At 68.8% G+C, this 22049-nt stretch carries 4 protein-coding genes and 1 riboswitch; all 4 genes read left to right on the forward strand.

Annotated features, from left to right (window positions below):
* Window positions 1-19245: non-ribosomal peptide synthetase (locus tag AWC17_RS22265; protein WP_085165101.1), on the forward strand; the 19245-nt coding region annotated here is incomplete at its 5' end.
* Window positions 19246-19390: 145 nt separating this feature from the next.
* Window positions 19391-19972 carry a carboxymuconolactone decarboxylase family protein gene (locus AWC17_RS22270; protein ID WP_046184339.1) on the forward strand — a complete coding sequence of 194 codons (582 nt, stop codon included), beginning with the start codon at window positions 19391-19393 and terminating at the stop codon, window positions 19970-19972.
* Between the two features lie 32 nt (window positions 19973-20004).
* Window positions 20005-21129 (forward strand): NAD(P)H-dependent flavin oxidoreductase, encoded by a 1125-nt coding sequence (locus AWC17_RS22275; RefSeq protein WP_046184336.1) that lies wholly within the window; start codon window positions 20005-20007, stop codon window positions 21127-21129.
* Between the two features lie 214 nt (window positions 21130-21343).
* Window positions 21344-21513: riboswitch (M-box (ykoK) riboswitch) on the forward strand.
* Between the two features lie 289 nt (window positions 21514-21802).
* Window positions 21803-22042, forward strand: coding sequence for an Rv1535 family protein (locus tag AWC17_RS22280; RefSeq protein ID WP_046184335.1), 240 nt, complete (start codon window positions 21803-21805; stop codon window positions 22040-22042).
* Window positions 22043-22049 lie beyond the last annotated feature (7 nt).

The following is a 22049-nucleotide window of genomic DNA, read 5'->3' on the forward strand; positions in this document are numbered from 1 at the left end:
AGCAACGCCAGTCCGATCGGTGTGCCGTTGGCCCATCTGGGTTTCTTCGTTTTGGATGGGTGGTTGCGGCCGGTGCCGCAGGGTGTGGTCGGTGAGTTGTATGTGGCCGGCCGGGGTCTTGCGTGCGGGTATGTGGGTCGTGCGGGGTTGTCGGCGACGCGGTTTGTGGCGTGCCCGTTCGGTGGGTCCGGGGCGCGGATGTATCGCACCGGGGACCTGGTGCGCTGGGGCGCCGACGGCCAGCTGCAGTACATGGGGCGGGCCGACGAGCAGGTCAAGATCCGCGGCTACCGCATCGAACTCGGCGAAATCCGCACCGCACTAACCGGTTTGGGCGGCGTCGACCAGGCTGCGCTTGTCGCCCGTGAGGACCACCCGGGCGACAAGCGCCTCATCGCCTACATCACGGGGACCGCTGACCCCGACCACATCCGCACCCAGCTGGCCGACCGGCTGCCCAACTACATGGTCCCGGCCGCGGTCGTCGCGTTGGACGAACTGCCGCTCACCGTCAACGGGAAACTCGACACCCGCGCCCTGCCCGCGCCCGACTACCAGGGAAGCCGCGACTATCACCACCCGGCGACTCCGGTTGAGGAAATCCTGTCCGGCATCTATGCCCGGGTGCTGGAGCTGGAGCGCGTCGGGGTGGACGAATCCTTCTTCGACCTCGGCGGGGATTCGTTGTCGGCCATGCGTTTGGTGGCGGCGGTCAGTACCGGCCTGGACGCCCACCTCGAAGTGCGAACCTTGTTCGAGGCACCCACGATTCGCCAATTGGCGCCGCGTCTCGGTGCGGGCCAGGACCGGACGGCCCGCGTGGTGGCCGGTGCGCGGCCCACGGTGGTGCCGCTCTCGTTTGCTCAGAACCGGTTGTGGTTCACCGATCAATTGCAGGGACCGTCACCGGTTTACAACATGGCCGCGGCGATGCAGCTGGACGGGCGCCTGGATGTCGAGGCGCTCGGGGCGGCGCTGGGCGATGTGGTCGCCCGACACGAAAGCTTGCGCACGGTGTTCGTCGCACCGAAGGGAACACCCCAGCAGGTGGTCATCCCCGCCGAGCGGGCCGACTTCGGTTGGCGGGTGGTGGATGCCGGCGATTGGTCGCCGAGTCGCCTCGAGGAGGCCATCGAGACCGCGGCGCGTCACACGTTCGATCTGGCCACCGAAATACCCCTGCGCGCACAGCTTTTCAGCATGGCCATGAACCGGCATGTGTTGGTGGCGGTCGCCCACCATATCGCCGCCGACGGGTCGTCACTGACGCCGCTGGTGCGCGATCTCGGGACGGCCTACGCCAGCCGGTGTGCGGGCCAGGCACCGGCGTGGGCGCCACTGGAGGTGCAGTACGTCGATTACACCCTGTGGCAACAGGCCAGGTTGGGTGACCTGGACGATCCTGACAGCCCCATCGCCGGGCAGCTGCGGTATTGGCAACAGGCTTTGGCCGACATGCCCGAGCATCTCGCGCTACCCACCGACCGGCCCTACCCACTGGTCGCCGACTATCGCGGGTCCAGCGTGGCCGTGGACTGGCCGGCGGAATTGCAGCAACGGGTGCGCGAGGCGGCTCGCGCCCATAACGCGACGGACTTCATGGTGATCCAGGCCGCCCTGGCGGTGCTGCTGGCCAAAGTCAGCGCGACTTCCGATGTGGCGGTGGGCTTTCCGATCGCCGGGCGGCAAGATCCGGTGCTGGATGAGCTGGTGGGCTTCTTCGTCAACACGTTGGTGCTCCGCGTCGATCTCGCCGGAAATCCCACCCTCGCAGAGGTGTTGGCCCAGGTGCGCCAGCGCAGCCTCGCCGCCTACCAGCATCAGGACGTACCTTTCGAGGTGCTCGTGGAGCGGCTCAACCCCACGCGCGGCCTGACCCATCATCCGCTGGTGCAGGTCATGCTGACCTGGCAGAACAACCGCCCTGCCGAAGTGAGCCTGGGCGACCTGCACGTCACTCCGCTGCCGCTGGACATACGTACGGCCCGCATGGATCTGGTGTTTTCGTTGGCCGAACGCTGGACCGACGCCGGGCAACCCGCCGGTATCGGCGGGGCAGTGGAGTTCCGCACCGACGTGTTCGACACCGACACCGTCGCGACACTGATCGACCGTTTGGAGCGGGTGTTGGTCTCGTTGACGACCGATGCGACCCGGCCCCTGTCGTCGATCGACTTGCTCGACGGGGCCGAGCATGCCCACCTGCATGCCCTCGGCAACCACGAAGCGCTGACCCGGCCGTGGACGCCGATGTCGATTCCGGGGTTGTTCGCTGCGCAGGTGGTTCGTACTCCGGAGGCGGTGGCGGTCACGTGTGAGGGCCGGTCGGTGAGTTATCGGGAGTTGGATGTGGCGGCGAATCGGTTGGCGCATCTGTTGATTGGCCGGGGTGTGGGTCCGGGTGAGTCGGTGGCGGTGGTGTTTTCGCGGTCGGCTGAGGCGATCGTGGCGATCTTGGCGGTGCTCAAGACCGGTGCGGGGTATTTGCCGATCGATCCGGGGTTGCCGGGGGCGCGGGTGGAGTTCATGCTCGCCGACACCGCGCCGATCGCGGTGGTCAGCACCGCGGCGCTGGCACAGCGGTTGGCCGGTTACGGGGTGCCGGTCATCGATGTGTGCGACCCGGGCCTGTCCGCTCAGCCTGGGACGGCGCCGGCGGTGGGGCCTGATCCTGAGGATGTGGCCCACATTATTTACACCTCGGGCACCACCGGTGTGCCTAAGGCAGTGGCGGTCAGTCACGCCAATGTGACCCGGTTGTTCGACGCCGCGCAGGTTGGGGTGGCGTTGGCGGCGGGGCAGGTGTGGACCCAGTTCCATTCGTATGCCTTTGATTTCTCGGTGTGGGAGATCTGGGGTGCGCTGCTGCATGGTGGGCGGCTGGTGGTGGTACCGGATGCGGTGGCGCGCTCCCCGAAGGATTTTCACGCGTTGCTGGTCGGCGAGCGGGTCAGCGTGTTGAGCCAGACACCGGCGGCGGTGCGGATGCTCTCACCGCAGGGCCTGGATGCGGTGGCGCTGGTGATCGGGGCCGAGCCGGTGCCGGCGGAGCTGGTGGATCGCTGGGCGCCGGGGCGGGTGATGATCAACGTTTACGGTCCGACCGAGAGCACGATCTTCGCCTCGGCCAGCACACCGTTGGCGGCCAAGAGCGGTCCGCCGCCGATCGGGTCGCCGGTGCCCGGGGCGGCGTTTTTTGTGCTGGACGGCTGGTTGCGCCCGGTGCCGGTCGGGGTGGTCGGGGAGTTGTATGTGGCCGGTCGCGGGGTGGGCCTGGGGTATGTGCGCCGGGCCGGGTTGAGCGCGTCGCGGTTTGTGGCGTGTCCGTTCGGTGAGCCCGGCGCGCGCATGTATCGGACCGGGGATCGGGTGTGTTGGGGCGCTGATGGGCAGCTGCGTTATGTCGGGCGCGCTGATGAGCAGGTCAAGATCCGCGGCTATCGCATCGAGGTCGGCGAAATCCGCTCGGCGCTGGCCGCGCTCGACGGGGTGGAGGAGGCGGTCGTCATCGTGCGCGAGGACCGCCCCGGCGACAAGCGCCTGGTCGGCTACCTCACCGGCACCGCCGACCCGGCCCAGCTGCGCGCCGCACTGGCCCAGCGACTCCCGGGCTACATGATCCCGGCCGCGATCATCCCCCTGACCACCCTGCCCATGACCCTCAACGGCAAACTCGACACCCGCGCCCTGCCGGCACCCGACTACCAGGACACCGATCACTACCGCGCCCCGACCAGTGCGGTCGAAGAAATCCTGGCCGGCATCTACGCCCAAGTCCTGGGCATCAAGCGCGTCGGCATCGACGACTCCTTCTTCGACCTCGGCGGCGACTCACTCTCGGCGATGCGGGTGATCGCGGCGATCAATAGCGGTCTGGATACCGGTCTTTCGGTGCGCGCGCTGTTCGAGGCGCCCACGGTGGCGCAGTTGGCCCCCCGCATCGGCACCTGTGGTGGGCGCCCGACGCCATTGGTGGCCGGCGAGCGGCCGGCGACGGTGCCGCTGTCATTCGCCCAGAGCCGGTTGTGGTTCATCGACCAGCTGCACGGGCCGTCACCGGTCTACAACATGGCGGCGGCGCTGCGGCTGGACGGGCGGCTGGATACCGACGCATTGCGCGCCGCCTTGGGCGACGTGGTGGACCGGCACGAGAGTTTGCGCACCGTCTTCGTCGCACCCGAGGGGACCCCACACCAGATCGTGCTGCCGCCCACACAATCCGCCGTCAGGTGGAAGGTGGTGGAGACGGAGGGCTGGCCGGCGAGCCGGTTAGAGGAGGCCATCGAGGCGGCGGCGCGTTACGCGTTCGATCTGACGACGGAGATTCCGTTGCGGGCGACGCTTTTTCGGGTGGGTGAGGGTGAGCACGTGTTGGTGGCGGTGGCTCATCATATTGCTGCTGATGGGTGGTCGATCACGCCGTTGGTGCGTGATTTGGGTGTGGCCTATGCCAGTCGGTGTGCGGGTAGGGCGCCGGGGTGGGCGCCGCTTGCGGTGCAGTACGTCGATTACACGTTGTGGCAGCGGGCGCAGTTCGGGGATCTCGACGACCCTCATAGTGCGATCGCCGCGCAGCTGGCGTATTGGCAGGACGCGTTGGCGGGGATGGCTGAGCGGCTGGAGTTGCCCACCGATCGGCCATATCCGGTGGTGGCCGATTATCGGGGCGCGCGGGTGGCCGTCGAGTGGCCTGCGGAGTTGCAGTTGCGGGTGCGTGAGGTGGCTGGTGAGCATAATGCGACCAGTTTCATGGTGGTGCAGGCGGCGTTGGCGGTGTTGTTGGCCAAGCTCGGCGCGACTTCGGATGTGGCGGTGGGTTTTCCGATCGCCGGTCGTCGGGATCCCGCGCTGGATGAGTTGGTCGGGTTCTTCGTCAACACGTTGGTGTTGCGTACCGATCTGGCCGGAAATCCCACCGTCGCTCAGCTTTTGGGCCAGGTGCAACAGCGCAGCCTGGCCGCCTATGAACACCAAGACGTGCCTTTCGAGGTCCTCGTCGACCGGCTGCACCCCACCCGCAGTCTCAGTCACCACCCCCTCATCCAAGTAGTCCTGGCCTGGCAAAACGAAGACTTCGCCGATCTGACTTTAGGTGACCTTCAAGTCACCCCGCTTCGGACGGACACCCGCAGCGCCCGCATGGATTTGGTGTTCTCGTTGGCCGAACGCTGGACCGAGGACGGCCAGGCCGCCGGCATCGGCGGGGCGGTGGAATTCCGCACCGACGTGTACAACACCGTCCGCATCGAAAGGCTGATCGAGCAGTTGCATCACGTGTTGGTCGCCATGACGACCGACCCGACGCGGCGGCTCTCGTCGATCGATGTGCTCGATGAGTCAGAGCATGCCCGCTTCGAGCTCATGGGCAACCGCGCCGTGCTGCACCGGCCCGCGTCGGTGGGGGTCTCGATCCCGGAGTTGTTCGCCACCCAGGTGGACCGCGCCCCCGACGCCGTAGCCATCACCTGCACAGATTGTTCGTGGACCTACCGCGAAATCGACGACTCTTCGAATCGGTTGGCGCATTTGCTTGTTGAGTATGGCGCCGGTCCGGGGGAGTGTGTGGCGCTGCTGGCCGAGCGTTCGGCCGAGGCAATCGTGGCGATCCTGGCGGTGCTCAAGACCGGGGCGGCCTACCTGCCCATCGATCCGGGTCTGCCGGCGGCACGCATCGAGTTCATGCTCACCGATGCCATACCGCTCGCCGCGATCGTCACCCCCGAGTTGCGTTCGCAGCTCGACGGATCGGACCTGGCCGTCATCGGTTTCGACGATCCTGAAATAGCAGCTCAACCCCGCAGCGCACCACCGCCGCCGGACCCCGACGACATCGCCTACATCATCTACACCTCGGGCACGACCGGGGTTCCCAAGGGCGTGGCCGTCACCCACCACAACGTCACCCAACTGCTGGAGTCGGTGGACGGCGAGCTTGAGCTCGGGCAGGTGTGGTCGCAATGCCACTCGTTGGCCTTCGACTTCTCGGTGTGGGAGATCTTCGGATCACTGCTGCGCGGTGGCCGGCTGGTGATCGTGCCCGACTCGGTCGTCCGCTCACCAGAAGACCTGCACGCCATGCTCGTTCGCGAACAGGTCAGCGTGCTGAGCCACACTCCCTCGGCGGTGGCGGCGTTGTCTCCGCAGGGTCTGGAATCGGCGGCGACGCTGGTGATGGGCGGGGAGCCATGTCCGCCGGAGGTGGTCAACCGGTGGGCACCCGGGCGGGTGATGGTCAACCAATACGGCCCGACCGAGACCACGATGTATGCGGCGATGACCGCGCCGCTGACCGCGGGAACCGGCACGCCGCCGATCGGGTCGCCCGTGCCCGGCGCGGCGTTGTTCGTGTTGGACAGGTGGATGCGGCCGGTACCGGTCGGCGTGGTGGGCGAGTTGTATGCGGCCGGGCGCGGCGTCGCGTGTGGGTATCCGGGCCGACCGGGGTTGACGGCGTCGCGGTTTGTGGCGTGCCCGTTCGGTGGGTCCGGGGCGCGCATGTACCGCACCGGGGACCTGGTGCGCTGGGGCATCGACGGCCAGCTGCAGTACCTCGGCCGGATTGACGAGCAGGTCAAGATCCGCGGGTATCGCATCGAGCTCGGCGAAATCCGCACCGCACTAACCGGTTTGGGCGGCATCGAGCGGGCGGTCGTGGTCGCCCGTGAAGACCGCCCCGGCGACAAGCGTTTGGTCGCCTACATCACCGGGACCGCCGACCCCGCCGCCATCCGCGCCCAGCTGGCCGACCGGCTCCCCATTTACATGGTCCCCGCCGCGGTCGTCGCACTGGGCGAACTGCCGCTCACCGTCAACGGCAAACTCGACGCCCGCGCCCTGCCGGCGCCCGACTACGAAAGCGCCGAGCACTACCGCGATCCAGGCGACGCCGTCGAAGAGATCCTGGCCGGGATCTACGCCCAGGTGTTGGGCGTGGAGCGGGTCGGGGTCGACGATTCATTCTTCGATCTGGGCGGCGACAGCATCTTGTCGATGCAGGTGGTGGCCCGGGCTCGGGCGGCCGGCGTCCTGTTCCGCCCGCGCGACATTTTCGTCGAGCAGACCGTGGCCCGACTGGCCCGGGTAGCCGGGGTCGCCATCGACGACCGTGTAATCGACGAGGGTATCGGCGAAGCCGTGGCCACGCCGATCATGCGCTGGCTGCACCAGGTCGACGGGGCGGTCGACGATTTCAACCAAACCATGGTGGTCCAGGCCCCCTGGGGGGTCACCCACGACGACGTGGTGGCGCTGCTGCAGGCCTTGATCGATCGGCACGCCATGCTGCGGCTGCGCGTCGACGACGACGGGGCGGCCGGCTGGTCGCTGCAGGTGCCCGAGCCCGGCGCGGTCGATGCTCGCGGGTGCATCGACACCGTCGACGTGTTGTCCGAAGAGGCGTTGGTGGCGGCGCGGTCGCGGTTGAACCCGGCCGCGGGGGTGATGCTGCGCGCGGTGTGGGCCGAGTCCACCAGCCGGTTGGCGTTGATCGTTCATCACCTGGCCGTCGACGGGGTGTCGTGGCGAATCCTGTTGGAGGACTTGAACATCGCGTGGGTCCAGCAGCGCAGCGGGCAGCGGGTGACGCTGCCCCTGGGCGGGACGTCGTTCGCCCGGTGGTCAGCACTGCTGCAGGAGCACGCCCGGCGCCCCGAGGTCGTCGAGACGGCGGACGCCTGGCGCCAAGTGGCGGCGACCCGGGCGCTGTTTCCGTCGGTGCGCCCCGACGTCGACACCTACGAGACCGCGAAGCATCTGGCGGTGTCACTCGATGCCGAGACCACTCGCATGTTGCTGGGGGCAGTGCCGGCGGCGCTCCACGCCGGTGTCCAGGACATTTTGGTGATCGCCTTCGGGTTGGCGATCAACGAATTCCTGGGCACCGGCGCGCCGCTTTCTATCGACATCGAGGGCCACGGCCGCCACGAAGACGTGGGCCCCCTTGTGGACCTGTCGCGCACCGTGGGCTGGTTCACCGCCAAATACCCGGTCGCGTTCACCCTCGGTAAGCCGCTCTGGGCGACGGTCAAAGCCGGTGAGGCCGAGCTGGGTGCACTCCTGAAGGACGCCAAAGAGCAGCTGCGCGCCCTGCCGGACGGGCTGACCTACGGGCTGCTGCGCTACCTGAATCCCGAAGTGGGCCTGGATGATTCGGATCCGGTGATCGGCTTCAACTACCTGGGACGGCTCGGCGGGGCCGCCGAGCTCTCAGACGAATTGTGGCGGCTCGATCAGGACAGCCTGTCGCTGACCGCTGCGACCGCGGCGCTGCCAATGCCGTTGGGACACACGCTGGAACTGAACGCCGGGACCATGGAAACGACGAACGGCCCGCGCCTGCACGCCAACTGGACGTGGGCGCCCTCGGCGCTCGAGCACGGCCAGGTCCGCCGGCTCAGCCAATTGTGGTGCGACGCCCTGGCCGGCATCTGCGCGCACGTGCGAAACGGTGGGGGCGGATTGACCCCGTCGGACATCGCGCCCGCTCGGCTGAGTCAGCAGCAGATCGATGAGCTGTGCCGGCAACACCCGACCGCCGACGTGTTGCCGTTGACGCCGCTGCAGCAGGGGCTGCTCTTCCACGCCAGCACTGGACAGGACCCGGGCGACGACGTGTATGCGGTTCAGCTGGACATCACCGTGTGCGGCCCGCTCGACCCGCAGCGCCTGCGCGAGGCGGTCCACACCGTCCTCAACCGGCACCCCAACCTGGTGGCCCGGTTCTGCGAAGACTTCGACGAGCCGGTGCAGATCATCCCGGCCGACCCGGCGATGGCGTGGCGTTACGTCCAACTCGGCGCCGACGACCTCGACCCGGACGAGCACATCGAGCAGCTGTCCGCCGCCGAACGCGCCGCGGTCTGCGACCTGGCCGCCCGCCCGGCGTTCCGGGCCGCGCTGATCCGCACCGCGAAAGACCGGCACCGCTTCGTGCTGACCGTCCACCACATCGTGATGGACGGGTGGTCGCTGCCGATCGTGCTCCAGGAGATCTTCGCCGGCTATTACCGAGAGCGGTTGCCGGCGGCGGCGCCGTACCGCGGCTACCTCACCTGGCTGGCGAACCGGGACGTGGCGGCCGCGCAGGCGGCGTGGCGCCAGGCGCTCGACGGGTTCGACACCCCGACGTTGGTGCGGCCACCGGGCCAGGCGGGGCGGCGGGGCGTGGCCACGTTCGGAGTGCCGGCGGAAACCACGCGGGCACTGAGCGGGCTGGCCCGCTCGTCGCACACCACCGTCAGCACCGTCCTGCAGGCCGCCTGGGCGCAGCTGCTGGCCTGGCTGACCGGCCAGGACGACGTGGTCTTCGGCGCCGTGGTCTCCGGCCGGCCGGCCGAGTTGCGCGGCGCCGAATCGATGGTGGGCTTGCTGATCAACACGGTTCCGGTGCGGGCCACCATCACCGCGGCAACCACCGTCGCCGGCCTGCTCGACCAGCTGCGCCGCGCCCACAACCAGACACTCGAACACCAGCACCTGGCGCTGTCCGAAATCCACCGCGCCACCGGCCACGACCAGTTGTTCGACACCTTGTTCGTGTACGAGAACTATCCGATCGACGCCGCCGCATTGGCGGGCGCTCACGAGGTCACCGTCACCGACTTCAGCAGCCGCGAGTTCAACCACTATCCGCTCTCGGTGCAAGCCGTGCCGGGCGACGAACTGGGCCTGCGCGTCGAATTCGACACCGACGTCTTCGACGCGGCCGGCATCGACGCGCTGATCGAGCGGTTCCGCCGGGTGCTTTTGGCGATGACCGCCGACCCCACCCGCCCGTTGTCGACGATCGACGCGCTCGACGAGTCGGCGCACGCCCACCTGGCCCGGTGGGGGAACCGAGCGGTGTTGACCGAGCCAGTGACCGGGGTGTCGATTCCGGAGATGTTGGCCACGCATGTGGCCCGCATGCCTGAGGCGGTGGCGCTGAGCTTCGAAGGCCGCTCCATGACGTATCGCGAGCTGGACGAGGCCGCGAATCGCTTGGCGCACCTGCTGGCGGGCCGCGGCGCCGGCCCCGGTGCCTTTGTGGCGCTGCTGTTTTCGCGGTCCGCCGACGCGATCGTCGCGATCCTGGCGGCGCTCAAGACGGGAGCGGCCTACCTGCCGATCGACCCTGGCCTGCCCGCGGCGCGGATCGGGTTCATGATCGCCGACGCCGCGCCGATCCTCGCCGTCACCACCGCGGACCTACGGTCGCGGCTGGACGGATTCGACCTGCCGGTCATCGATGTCAACGATTCGTCGGTGAACACGAGGCCCGCCACGGCGTTGCACGCGCCCGCCCCCGAGGACATCGCGTACCTGATCTACACGTCGGGCACCACGGGCGTCCCCAAGGGCGTCGCCGTCACCCACCACAACGTGACCCAGCTGATGGCGTCGCTGCACGCGCCCCTGCCGGCCGCGGGGGTCTGGTCGCAGTGCCACTCGCTGGCCTTCGACGTCTCGGTCCAGGAGATCTTCGGCGCGCTGCTGGACGGGGGCCGGCTGGTGGTGGTGCCCGAGTCGGTCGTTCACGCACCGGAAGACCTGCGCGCGTTGCTGATTCGCGAACAAGTCAGCGTGCTGAGCCAAACCCCGTCCGAGGCCGGTGCGTTGTCACCGGAGGGCCTGGATGCGGTGGCCCTGGTGATCGGCGGTGAGCCCTGCCCGGACGAGCTGGTGGATCGATGGGCGCCGGACCGGGTGATGGTCAACGCGTACGGCCCCACCGAGACCACGGTGGACGCGGCGATCAGCGCGCCGCTGGCCGCGGGAGCCGGTGCACCTATCGGGTCGCCGGTATCCGGCGCCGCATTGTTGGTGTTGGACAAGTGGTTGAGGCCGGTGCCGGCCGGGGTGGTCGGCGAGTTGTATGTCGCCGGACGTGGAGTGGCGTGCGGGTACCTGCGCCGATCCGGGTTGACGGCGTCGCGGTTCGTGGCGTGCCCGTTCGGCGGCGCCGGGGCGCGCATGTATCGCACCGGGGACCTGGTGCGCTGGGGCGCCGACGGTCAGCTGCGGTACGTGCGGCGCGCCGACGATCAGGTGAAGATCCGCGGGTATCGCATCGAGCTCGGCGAAATCCACACGGCGCTAACCACTTTGGACGGAGTTGAGCAGGCGGCGGTGATCGCCCGCGAAGGCCGGCTGGTGGGCTACGTGACCGGGACCGCCGACCCGGCCGCGATCCGCGCCGCACTCGCCGAGCGATTGCCGGCGTACATGGTGCCCGCCGCCGTCGTCGCATTGGACGCAATCCCGTTGACGGTCAACGGCAAACTCGACACCCGGGCCCTGCCGGCGCCGGAATACCACGACACCGATTCTTACCGCGCCCCCGCGACCCCGATCGAGGGAATCCTGGCCGAGATCTACGCCCGGATACTGGGGTTGCCGCGAGTGGGGGTCGAGGAGTCGTTCTTCGACCTGGGTGGCGATTCGCTGGCCGCCATGCGCCTGGTCGCCGCCGTCAACGCGGGCCTGGACGCGCACCTGTCGGTGCGTGCGGTGTTCGAGGCGCCCACCATTCGCCGCCTGGCGCCGCTCCTCGGTGCGGGCGACGGTGGCCCGGCGCGGGTGGTCCCCGGCCCCCGGCCGGCGGTGCTGCCGTTGTCGTTCGCGCAGTCCCGGCTGTGGTTCATCGACCAGCTGCACGGACCGTCGCCGGTCTACAACATGGCCGCGGCGCTGCGGCTGCTCGGAAACCTGGACACCGACGCGTTGGGCGCCGCGCTGGCCGATGCGCTGGCCCGCCACGAAAGCCTGCGCACCGTGTTCGTCGCGGCCGAGGGAACACCGCAGCAGGTGGTGGTGCCGCCGGAGCGCGCCGACACCGAGTGGGACGTCGTCGACGCCACCGGGTGGTCTCCGGCGCGATTGGACGAGGCCGTCGCGGCGGCTGCGGGGCACCCGTTCGACTTGACCACCGAGATGCCGTTGCGAGCACGGCTTTTCAGGGTCGCCGAGGACGAGCACATGCTGGTGGCCGTCGTGCACCACATCGCCGCCGACGGCTGGTCGCTCACCCCGCTGGTGCGCGACCTCGGAGTGGCCTACGCCAGCCGGTGCGCGGGCCGGGCGCCGGGATGGGCGCCATTGGCGGTGCAGTACGCCGACTACACGCTGTGGCAACGGGCCCAGCTCGGCGATCTCGACGACCCGGATAGCCCGATCGCCGGCCAACTGCGCTACTGGCAGGAGGCCTTGGCCGGGATGCCCGAGCGTCTCGAGTTGCCCACCGATCGGCCCTACCCGGTGGCGGCCGATTACCGCGGGGCCAGGGTGGAAGTCGAGTGGCCGGCCGCGCTGCAGGACCGGGTGCGCGAGGTGGCGCGGGCGCACAACGCGACCAGTTTCATGGTGTTTCAGGCCGCCTTGGCGGTGCTGCTCGCCAAACTCGGCACGAGTTCCGATGTGGCCGTGGGCTTTCCGATTGCCGGGCGCCGCGATCCCGCACTCGACGACGTGGTGGGCTTCTTCGTCAACACCTTGGTGCTGCGGGTCGATCTGGCCGGGAACCCCACCGTCGCCGAGGTTCTGGCCCAGGTGCGACGGCGCAGCCTGGACGCCTACGAGCACCAGGACGTGCCCTTCGAGGTGCTCGTGGAACGGCTCAACCCCACCCGCAGCCTGGGACATCATCCGCTGGTGCAGGTGATGCTGGCCTGGCAGAACAACGACCCCGCCGACCTGAGTTTGGGCGATCTGCAAGTCACCGCGCTGCCGGTGGACACCCGCACCGCCCGCACGGATCTGTTGTTCTCGCTGGCCGAACGCTGGACCGACGACGGCCGGCCCGCCGGGATCGGCGGTGCGGTGGAGTTCCGTACCGACGTGTTCGACACCGCCACTGTCGCAACGCTTGTCGCACGGCTCCAGCAAGTGGTGGCGACCTTGACCACCGACCCCGCCCGCCGGCTGTCGTCGATCGATGTGCTCGACGAGGCAGAGCGTGCCCGCCTCGAGGCCATCGGCAACGCCGCGGTGCTGAACCAGCCCGCGCTGACGGGACCATCGATTCCCCAACTGTTCGCCACCCAGGTGAATCGATTCCCGGATGCGGTGGCCATCAACTGCGGAAACCGCTCGTGGACCTATCGGCAATTCGACGCCGCCGCGAACCGGTTGGCGCACTTTTTAACCGAGCACGGTGTCGGTCCGGGGGAGCGGGTGGCGCTGCTCATTCCCCGGTCGGCCGGGGCGGTCGCGGCGATCCTGGCGGTACTCAAAACCGGTGCGGCCTATGTGCCGATCGATCCGGGGCTGCCCGAGGCGCGGATCGGCTTCATGCTCACCGATGCCGCACCGGTCGCCGTGCTCACGACGAGCGGGCTGCGGTCGCGGCTCCACGGCTGCGGCCTGCCGGTCCTCGAGATCGACGACCCGGCGGTGGATACCTTCCCCGGCACGGCGTTACCGGCCCCGGCTCCGGAGGACATTGCCTACATCATCTACACGTCCGGCACCACCGGAATCCCCAAGGGCGTGGCGGTCACTCACCGCAACGTCATCCAGCTGCTGGAGTCGCTGGACGCCGAGCTGGAGCTCGGGCAGGTGTGGACGCAGTGCCATTCGTTGGCCTTCGACTTCTCGGTGTGGGAGATCTTCGGCGCGCTGTTGCGAGGCGGCCGCCTGGTGGTGGTGTCCGACGCGGTGGTCCGGTCACCGGAAGAGCTGTACGCCTTGCTGGTTCGTGAACAGGTCAGCGTGCTGAGCCAGACGCCGTCGGCGTTCTACGCGCTGCAAACCGCCGACGCGCTCTCGCCCGACCTCTCCCAACAACTCAAGCTGCAGACCGTGGTGTTCGGTGGCGAAGCGCTCGAACCCCAGCGGTTGGGCAAATGGCTGGCCAACCACTCGGGACGGCCGCGCCTGATCAACATGTACGGCACCACCGAGACCACGGTGCATGCCTCGTTCCGCGAGATCGTCGACGGAGACGTCCACAGCGATGCCAGCCCCATCGGAATTCCCTTGGCGCATCTCGCCTTCTTCGTGCTGGACAACTGGTTGCGGCCGGTGCCGGCCGGGGTGGCGGGCGAGTTGTACGTGGCCGGAGAGGGTTTGGCGGGTGGGTACGTGGGCCGGTCGGGCCTGACCGCGTCGCGGTTTGTGCCATGCCCGTCGGGAGCGCCTGGACAACGGATGTATCGCACGGGGGATCTGGTGCGCTGGGGCGCGGACGGGCAGCTGCGATACCTCGGCCGTGCCGACGATCAGGTCAAGATTCGCGGCCATCGCGTCGAGCTCGGCGAAATCCACATGGCGCTAACCGCTTTGGATGGAGTGAAACAGGCGGCGGTGATCGCCCGCGAGGACCACCCGGGCGACAAGCGGCTGGTGGGCTACGTGACCGGGGCCGTCGATCCGGCAGACATTCGCGCCGCGCTCGCAGAGCGGTTGCCTACCTACATGGTGCCCGCCGCGGTCGTCGTCGTGGACGCAATCCCGTTGACGGTCAACGGAAAACTCGACACCCGCGCCCTCCCGGCGCCCGACTATCGCGGCACCGGCCATTACCGGGCCCCCGTCACCCCCACCGAAGAGGTCCTGGCCGGCATCTATGCCCAGGTCCTAGGCCTCGACCGCGTCGGCGTCGACGACTCGTTCTTCGATCTGGGCGGGGATTCGCTCGCGGCGATGCGGTTGATCGCGGCCGTCAACACCGGCCTGAACGCCCACCTGGGGGTGCGTTCCCTGTTCGAGGCACCCACGATTCACCAGTTGGCGCTGCGCCTCGGTACGGACGGGGCGGGACGGACGCCGTTGGTGGCGATCGAGCGCCCTGCGGTGATCCCGTTGTCCTTCGCCCAATCCCGGTTGTGGTTCCTCGACCAGTTGCAGGGGCCCTCGGCGGTGTACAACATGGCGGCGGCGTTGCGGTTGCAGGGGCGCCTGGACGCCGACGCGTTCGGTGCCGCACTGAGCGATGTGGTGGCTCGCCACGAAAGCCTGCGCACGGTGTTCATCGCGGCGGAGGGGACACCCCAACAGGTCGTGGTGGCGCCCGAGGCGGCCGATGTCGGGTGGGACGTGGTCGACGCCACCACCTGGTCGCCGGACCGGCTGGCGGAGGCCGTGGAGACGGTGGCGCACTACGCGTTCGATCTGGGAACCGAGATCCCGTTGCGCGCATGGCTGTTCCGCACCGCCGAGGACGAGCACGTGCTGGTATCGGTGCTGCACCATATCGCCGCCGATGGCTTGTCGCTCACCCCGCTGGTACGTGATCTCGGCGTGGCCTACGCCAGCCGGCGGGCGGGTGACGCCCCGGGATGGGCGCCACTGGCGGTGCAGTACGCCGACTACACGTTGTGGCAACGCGACCAGTTCGGCGACCTGGACGACCCGGACAGTCCCATCGCCGGGCAGCTGCGGTTCTGGGAACACAACCTGGCCGGGATGCCCGAGCGACTGGTGTTGCCCACCGATCGGCCCTACCCGCTGGTGGCCGATCACCGCGGAGCCACCGTGGGCGTGCAGTGGCCGGTCGAGTTGCAGCAGCGGGTGCGGGAGGTGGCGCGGGCGCACAACGCGACCAGTTTCATGGTGGTCCAGGCCGCCCTGGCGATGCTGTTGTCGACGCTGAGCGGAAGCAGCGAGGTGGCGGTCGGCTTCCCGATCGCCGGCCGCCGCGACCCACTGCTCGACGACGTGGTGGGCTTTTTCGTCAACACCCTGGTGCTGCGGACGGATCTGGGCGGCGACCCGACGGTCGCGCAGGTGCTGGGGCAGGTCCGCGGGCGCAGCCTGGCCGCCTACGAGCACCAGGACGTCCCCTTCGAGGTGCTGGTGGAGCGGCTTCACCCCGCCCGCAGCCTGAGCCATCATCCCCTGGTGCAGGTGATGCTGGCCTGGCAGAACAACGACCCGACCGACCTGAGCCTGGGCGATCTGCACGTCGCGCCGCTGCCGGTGGACACCCACACCGCCCGCATGGACCTGACCTTTTCGCTGGCCGAACACTGGGACGACACCGGTGAACCCGCCGGGATCGGCGGGCAAGTCGAGTTCCGCACCGACGTGTTCGACTCCGGCACGATCGAAACGCTGATCAAACGACTGCACCAGGTCCTGGTTGCCGTGACCGCCGACTCCGGCCGGCCGTTGTCGTCGATCGACGTGCTCGACGACGACGAGCGCGACCGGCTCGACGAGTGGGGCAACCGCGCGGTGTCCAACCAACCGGTGACCTGGCCATCGATCCTGGAAATTTTCGCCGCGCACGTCGCCCACGCCCCGGAGGCGTTGGCCATCAGCTGCGGCGAACGCTCGATGACGTACCGGGCGCTCGACCGCGCCGCGAATCGGTTGGCGCACCTGCTGATTGGCCACGGGGTCGGCCCGGGTGAATGCGTGGGGCTGCTCGTCGACCGCTCGGCGGAGGCGATCGTGGCGATCCTTGCGGTGCTCAAGACCGGGGCGGCGTATCTGCCGATCGATCCGGGGCTGCCCGCGGCGCGGATCGAGTTCATCCTCACCGACGCCGCACCGATAGCCGCGCTGACGACGGCCGACCTCCGGTCGCGGCTGGACGGGTTCGAGCTCGCGGTCGTCGACGTCAACGATCCCGCCCTCGACGCCCAGCCGGCCACCGCGTTGCCGGCGGCGCCGACGGCCGACGACATCGCCTACATCATCTACACGTCCGGCACCACCGGGGCCCCGAAAGGGGTGGCGGTCACCCACCGCAACGTCACGCAACTGTTCGCCCCCCTCGATGCGCCCCTGCCGGCGGCCGGCGTGTGGTCGCAGACCCATTCCCTGGTCTTCGACGTGTCGGTGTGGGAGATCTTCGGTGCGCTGCTGCACGGCGGGAGGGTGCTGGTGGTGCCCGATGCGACGGCCCGCTCCCCGAAAGACCTGCACGCCTTGCTGAGTGCTGAGCAGGTCAGCGTGCTCACCCAAACACCGTCGGAGGCCGGAATGCTGCCGCTGGAGGGTCTGGACTCGGCCGCCTTGGTGGTGGCCGGCGAGGCCTGCCCGGAAGACGTGGTGGACCGGTGGGCGCCGGGGCGGACGATGCTCAACGTCTACGGCCCGACCGAGTCCACGATGTGTGTGGCGATCAGTGCGCCGCTGGCGCCCGAGTCAGGCCCACCGCCGATCGGTTCGCCGGTGCCGGGGGCCGCGCTGTTCGTGCTCGATGGGTGGCTGCGGCCGACTCCCACCGGGGTCATCGGCGAGCTGTACGTGGCCGGCGCGGGGCTGGCGTACGGGTACGTGCGCCGGGCCGGTCTGACCGCGTCGCGGTTTGTGGCATGTCCGTTCGGGGCGCCCGGAACTCGCATGTATCGCACCGGGGATTTGGTGTGTTGGGGCCCCGACGGGCAACTGCAATACCTGGGCCGCGCCGACGAGCAGGTCAAAATCCGCGGGCACCGCGTCGAACTCGGGGAGGTGCGGGCCGCCCTGGCCGGTTTGGACGGGGTCGAGCAGGCGGCGGTGATCGCCCGCGAGGACCGCCCCGGCGACAAGCGGCTGGTGGGATACATCACCGGGACCGCCGACCCGGTCACCCTGCGCGCGGCGCTGGCCGATCGGCTACCCGCCTACATGGTCCCGGCCGCGGTGGTGGTGCTGGACGCGCTGCCGCTGACGGTCAACGGCAAGCTCGACACCCGGGCGTTGCCCCCACCGGCATACACCGACGGTGACCGCTACCGCCCGCCGGCCACGCCGGTCGAGGAGACCCTGGCCGGCATCTACGCCCAGGTCCTGGGGGCGGAGCGGGTCGGGGTCGAGGAGTCGTTCTTCGACCTGGGCGGGGATTCGCTGTCGGCGATGCGCCTGGTCGCCGCGATCCACACGACCCTGGGCGTCCATCTGCCGGTGCGTGCCGTCTTCGATGCGCCATCGGTGCGGAATCTGAGTCAGCAATTGGACCGGCACGCAGACGATTTCGAGGCCGGGCAGCACACCGGCGTCAGTTTTGCGTCCGTGCACAGACGGGACGCCACCGAGGTGCACGCGAGCGATCTGACGCTGGACAACTTCATCGGCGCCGCGACGCTCAGCGCCGCGCCGGCGCTGCCGGGTCCCAATGCCCAGGTGCGGAATGTCCTGTTGACCGGGGCGACGGGCTTCCTGGGGCGTTACCTGGCGCTGCGGTGGCTCGAGCAGCTGGAGCTGGTCGACGGGAAGCTGATCTGCTTGGTGCGGGCGGGCTCCGATGAGGAGGCGCGGCAGCGGCTGGAGCAGACGTTCGACAGCGGTGACCCGCAGTTGCTGCGGTATTTCCAGGAGCTGGCCGCCGACCATCTCGAGGTCATCGCCGGTGACAAGGGCGCGACGAACCTCGGGCTCGACGATCAGACGTGGCAGCGGCTGGCCGACAATGTCGACCTGATCGTCGACTGCGCGGCCCTGGTCAACGGCGTTCTGCCCTACGCCGAGCTGTTCGGTCCCAACGTCGCGGGCACCGCCGAGCTCATCCGTTTGTCGCTGACCACCAAACTCAAGCCCTACACGTATGTTTCGACCGCAAACGTCGGGGACGGGGTCGAGCCGGCGGCGTTCACCGAGGATGCCGACATCCGGGTCATCAGCCCCACCCGGATCATCGACGGTGGCTATTCCAACGGCTACGGCAACAGCAAGTGGGCGGGCGAGGTGCTGCTGCGCGAGGCCAACGATCTGTGCGGCCTGCCGGTCGCGGTGTTCCGTTGCGACATGATCCTGGCCGACACCAGCTACGCGGGCCAGCTCAATCTGTCGGACATGTTCACCCGGATGGTGTTGAGTATCGCTGCCACCGGTGTCGCGCCGCGCTCCTTCTATCGCCTCGACGCCGAGGGCAACCGGCAGCGCGCGCACTTCGACGCGCTGCCGGTCGAATTCGTCGCCGAGGCGATCACCGCGCTGGGTGCCCGGGCGGTCGACGGGTTCGCGACCTACCACGTGATGAACCCGCACGACGACGGCATCGGCATCGATCAATACGTCGACTGGCTGATCGAGGCCGGTTACCCGATCGAGCGGATCGACGACTTCGGCGAGTGGCTGCGGCGATTCGAGGCCGCGCTGCGTGACTTGCCGGAGCCGCAGCGTCAGCATTCGGTACTCCAGCTGCTGCAGCTGCCGAGCACCCAGCAGATCGAGCCGGGGGAACCGGGCCGCGGCTCGCTCGCGTCGACCGACCGCTTCCGTGCTGCGGTGCAAGAAGCCAAGCTGGGCCCCGACAGCGACGATCCGGACATCCCGCATGTGTCGGCGCCGGTCATCGTCAAGTACGTGACCGACCTGCAGCTGCTCGGACTGCTCTAGATCCGTATCGCTCGTAAACACCGGAGCGGCAACGGGTTTCGCACTAACAATCACAATACCCGGTGTTCGGGCGTTGGCGCGGCAAATCCTGACTAACATGGCCGATGATCGTGACGGTGTCCCGCCAGTACACGGAGTGCTCACCATGACAACAGCCCGCGTGCCCAAACTGCCGCTCGACGAAGCCACGGCCGCCGCCGACGAAGCGGCAGTGCCCAACTACATGGCCGAGCTCAGCATCTTCCAGGTGCTGCTCAATCACCCAGCGCTGGCGCGGGCCATCAACGATCTGCTCGCCACGATGCTCTGGCACGGTGCGCTCGACCCGCGGTTGCGCGAGTTGGTGATCATGCGAATCGGCTGGCTCACCGCATGCGACTACGAATGGACACAGCACTGGCGGGTCGCGTCCAGACTCGGCGTCGCCCCCGACGACCTGCTCGGCGTGCGCGACTGGCAGGCCCACGAGGGCTTCGGACCCACCGAGCGCGCCGTGCTGGCCGCCACCGACGACGTGGTGCGCGACGGCGCGGTGAGCGCCGCGAGCTGGGCGGCCTGTGAGCGTGAATTACAAGGTGACACAACGGTTCTCATCGAGCTCGTCGCCGCGATCGGCGCGTGGCGGATGGTCGCGTCGCTCCTGCACAGCCTCCAGGTTCCGCTCGAAGAGGGCGTGTCCAGCTGGCCGCCGGACGGCCGGTCGCCTTCGGAAGCCGTAATCGATTGACATTTCAATCGATAGCTCTTTAGCGTCGGGCAATGCGTACCAGAGTCGCCGAGATGCTCGGTGTCGAGTTCCCCATCTGCGCGTTCAGCCACTGCCGCGATGTGGTGGCCGCGGTGACCAATGCGGGCGGGTTCGGCATCCTCGGCGCGGTGGCGCACAGCCCCCAGCGACTGCAGAACGAACTGACCTGGATCGAGGAGCAGACGGGGGGAAAGCCCTTCGGGGTGGACTTGCTGCTGCCGCCCAAGTACGTCGGTGCGGACGAAGGTGGCATCGACGCCAAACAGGCGCAGGCGCTGCTGCCCGAGGAACACCGCGCGTTCGTCGACGACATCCTCGCCCGGTACGGGATCACGGCGCCGGCCCAGGAGGCGCGTGCCTCCGCCGGCGGCCTCAACATCTCGCCCAAGGGCTACGAGCCGCTGCTGGACGTGGCCTTCGATCACGACATCCGGTTGATCGCCAGCGCGCTCGGCCCGCCCCCGGCGGACCTCGTCGAACGCGCCCACGACCGCGGGGTGCTGGTGGCCGCGTTGGCCGGCACCACACGCCACGCGCAACGGCACGCGGCCGCGGGTGTCGACCTGATCGTCGCGCAGGGCACCGAGGCTGGGGGACACACCGGCGAGGTCGCAACCATGGTCCTGGTTCCCGAGGTCGTAGATGCTGTGTCGCCGGTCCCCGTTCTCGCCGCGGGCGGCATCGCCCGGGGTCGCCAGATCGCGGCGGCCCTGGCCCTCGGCGCCGAAGGCGTGTGGTGCGGATCGGTGTGGCTGACCACCGAAGAGGCCGAAACGCCGCCTGTGGTCAAGGACAAGTTCCTGGCCGCCAGCTCCTCGGACACCGTGCGGTCACGGTCGATGACGGGCAAGCCGGCCCGGATGCTGCGTACGGCCTGGACCGACGAATGGGAGCGGCCGGAAAAGCCCGACCCGCTCGGTATGCCGTTGCAGACCGCCCTGATCACCGAGCCGCAGGTGCGCATCAACCAGGCGGCCGCGCACCCCGGGGCCAAGGCGCGCGAGCTGGCCACCTACTTCGTCGGCCAGGTGGTGGGCTCGCTTGACCGGGTTCGCCCTGCGCGAACCGTGGTGCTCGACATGGTCGAGGAGTTCATCGACACCATCGGGCGGCTCGAGGGCCTGGTCGAGAAGTGACGGGCGCTTGCCCACAAGCGTTTTGACGGCCGTTAGGGCCGGCTCCGGCGAACACGAGATGAACAATCGGTGCCGGCCTGCCGAGTCATACGCGCAGGTCATGGGCCTGGACCTGGACGGATCCTGTGGGCCCGCCCCGGAAACCCGTAAAGACTGCGACATGTCGCGTCGAGGAGTTTGACCGCGTCGGACCCGTCGTGCATTATCGGTCGGGTATGCACCTCGTTAGGTGAGGCGTCTACACGAATACAGGCCACTGACCCCGAACGTCGAAAGACGCCCCGGGTCAGGACAGCTCCTCCCGGCTTAAGGGTTGAGCCCAGGTGGCTTCCGGAACACCGGACACGTCGTGTGGTGCCGAAGCTCTGACGAGAGGGGTGCGGATCTCCGACGATCGTCGGGTTTCTGCTCCTCACGCTGCGCACAAGTCGCGTGCAATAACCGCACGCGTCGTGACCGCGAGGAGGTGAGGGACACATGAGTTCCAGCGACAGTCCGGACCGAAGTCCGAACTCCGTCTCGTCCCGATCCGGTCTCCGGCACGACGTTCTCAGCTGAGGCGTCGCAACGCTAAGTGGCTTCTCGGCCAAGCGTTCTGGGATCGGAACCGCTACGGGACGGGGCACGTCAGTTCAGTTAGTCCCCGTTTAGGAACCCCGCCTAGGAGGCGACCATGACCGCAGCTCTCTACGACGAAGTGGTAACCGTAGCGCCCGCCCGCACATTGACGGTGGTGCGCGACACCGGCACGATTGCGGCTCCCGCCGCCAAGAAGGCCACCCGCCGGGCCACGGCGCAGCCTGTTTTCGCTGGCGACCCGCTGGTGGAGGGCGCCACCCGCCTGTTGAGCATCCCGCTGCGCCACCTGTACGCGGTGCTGCTGCGGGTTGGTGTGCTCGAAGTTCAGGCGTGATCCGATG

Origin of the sequence: Mycobacterium nebraskense (assembly GCF_002102255.1) — a bacterium.
Lineage (GTDB): Bacteria > Actinomycetota > Actinomycetes > Mycobacteriales > Mycobacteriaceae > Mycobacterium > Mycobacterium nebraskense.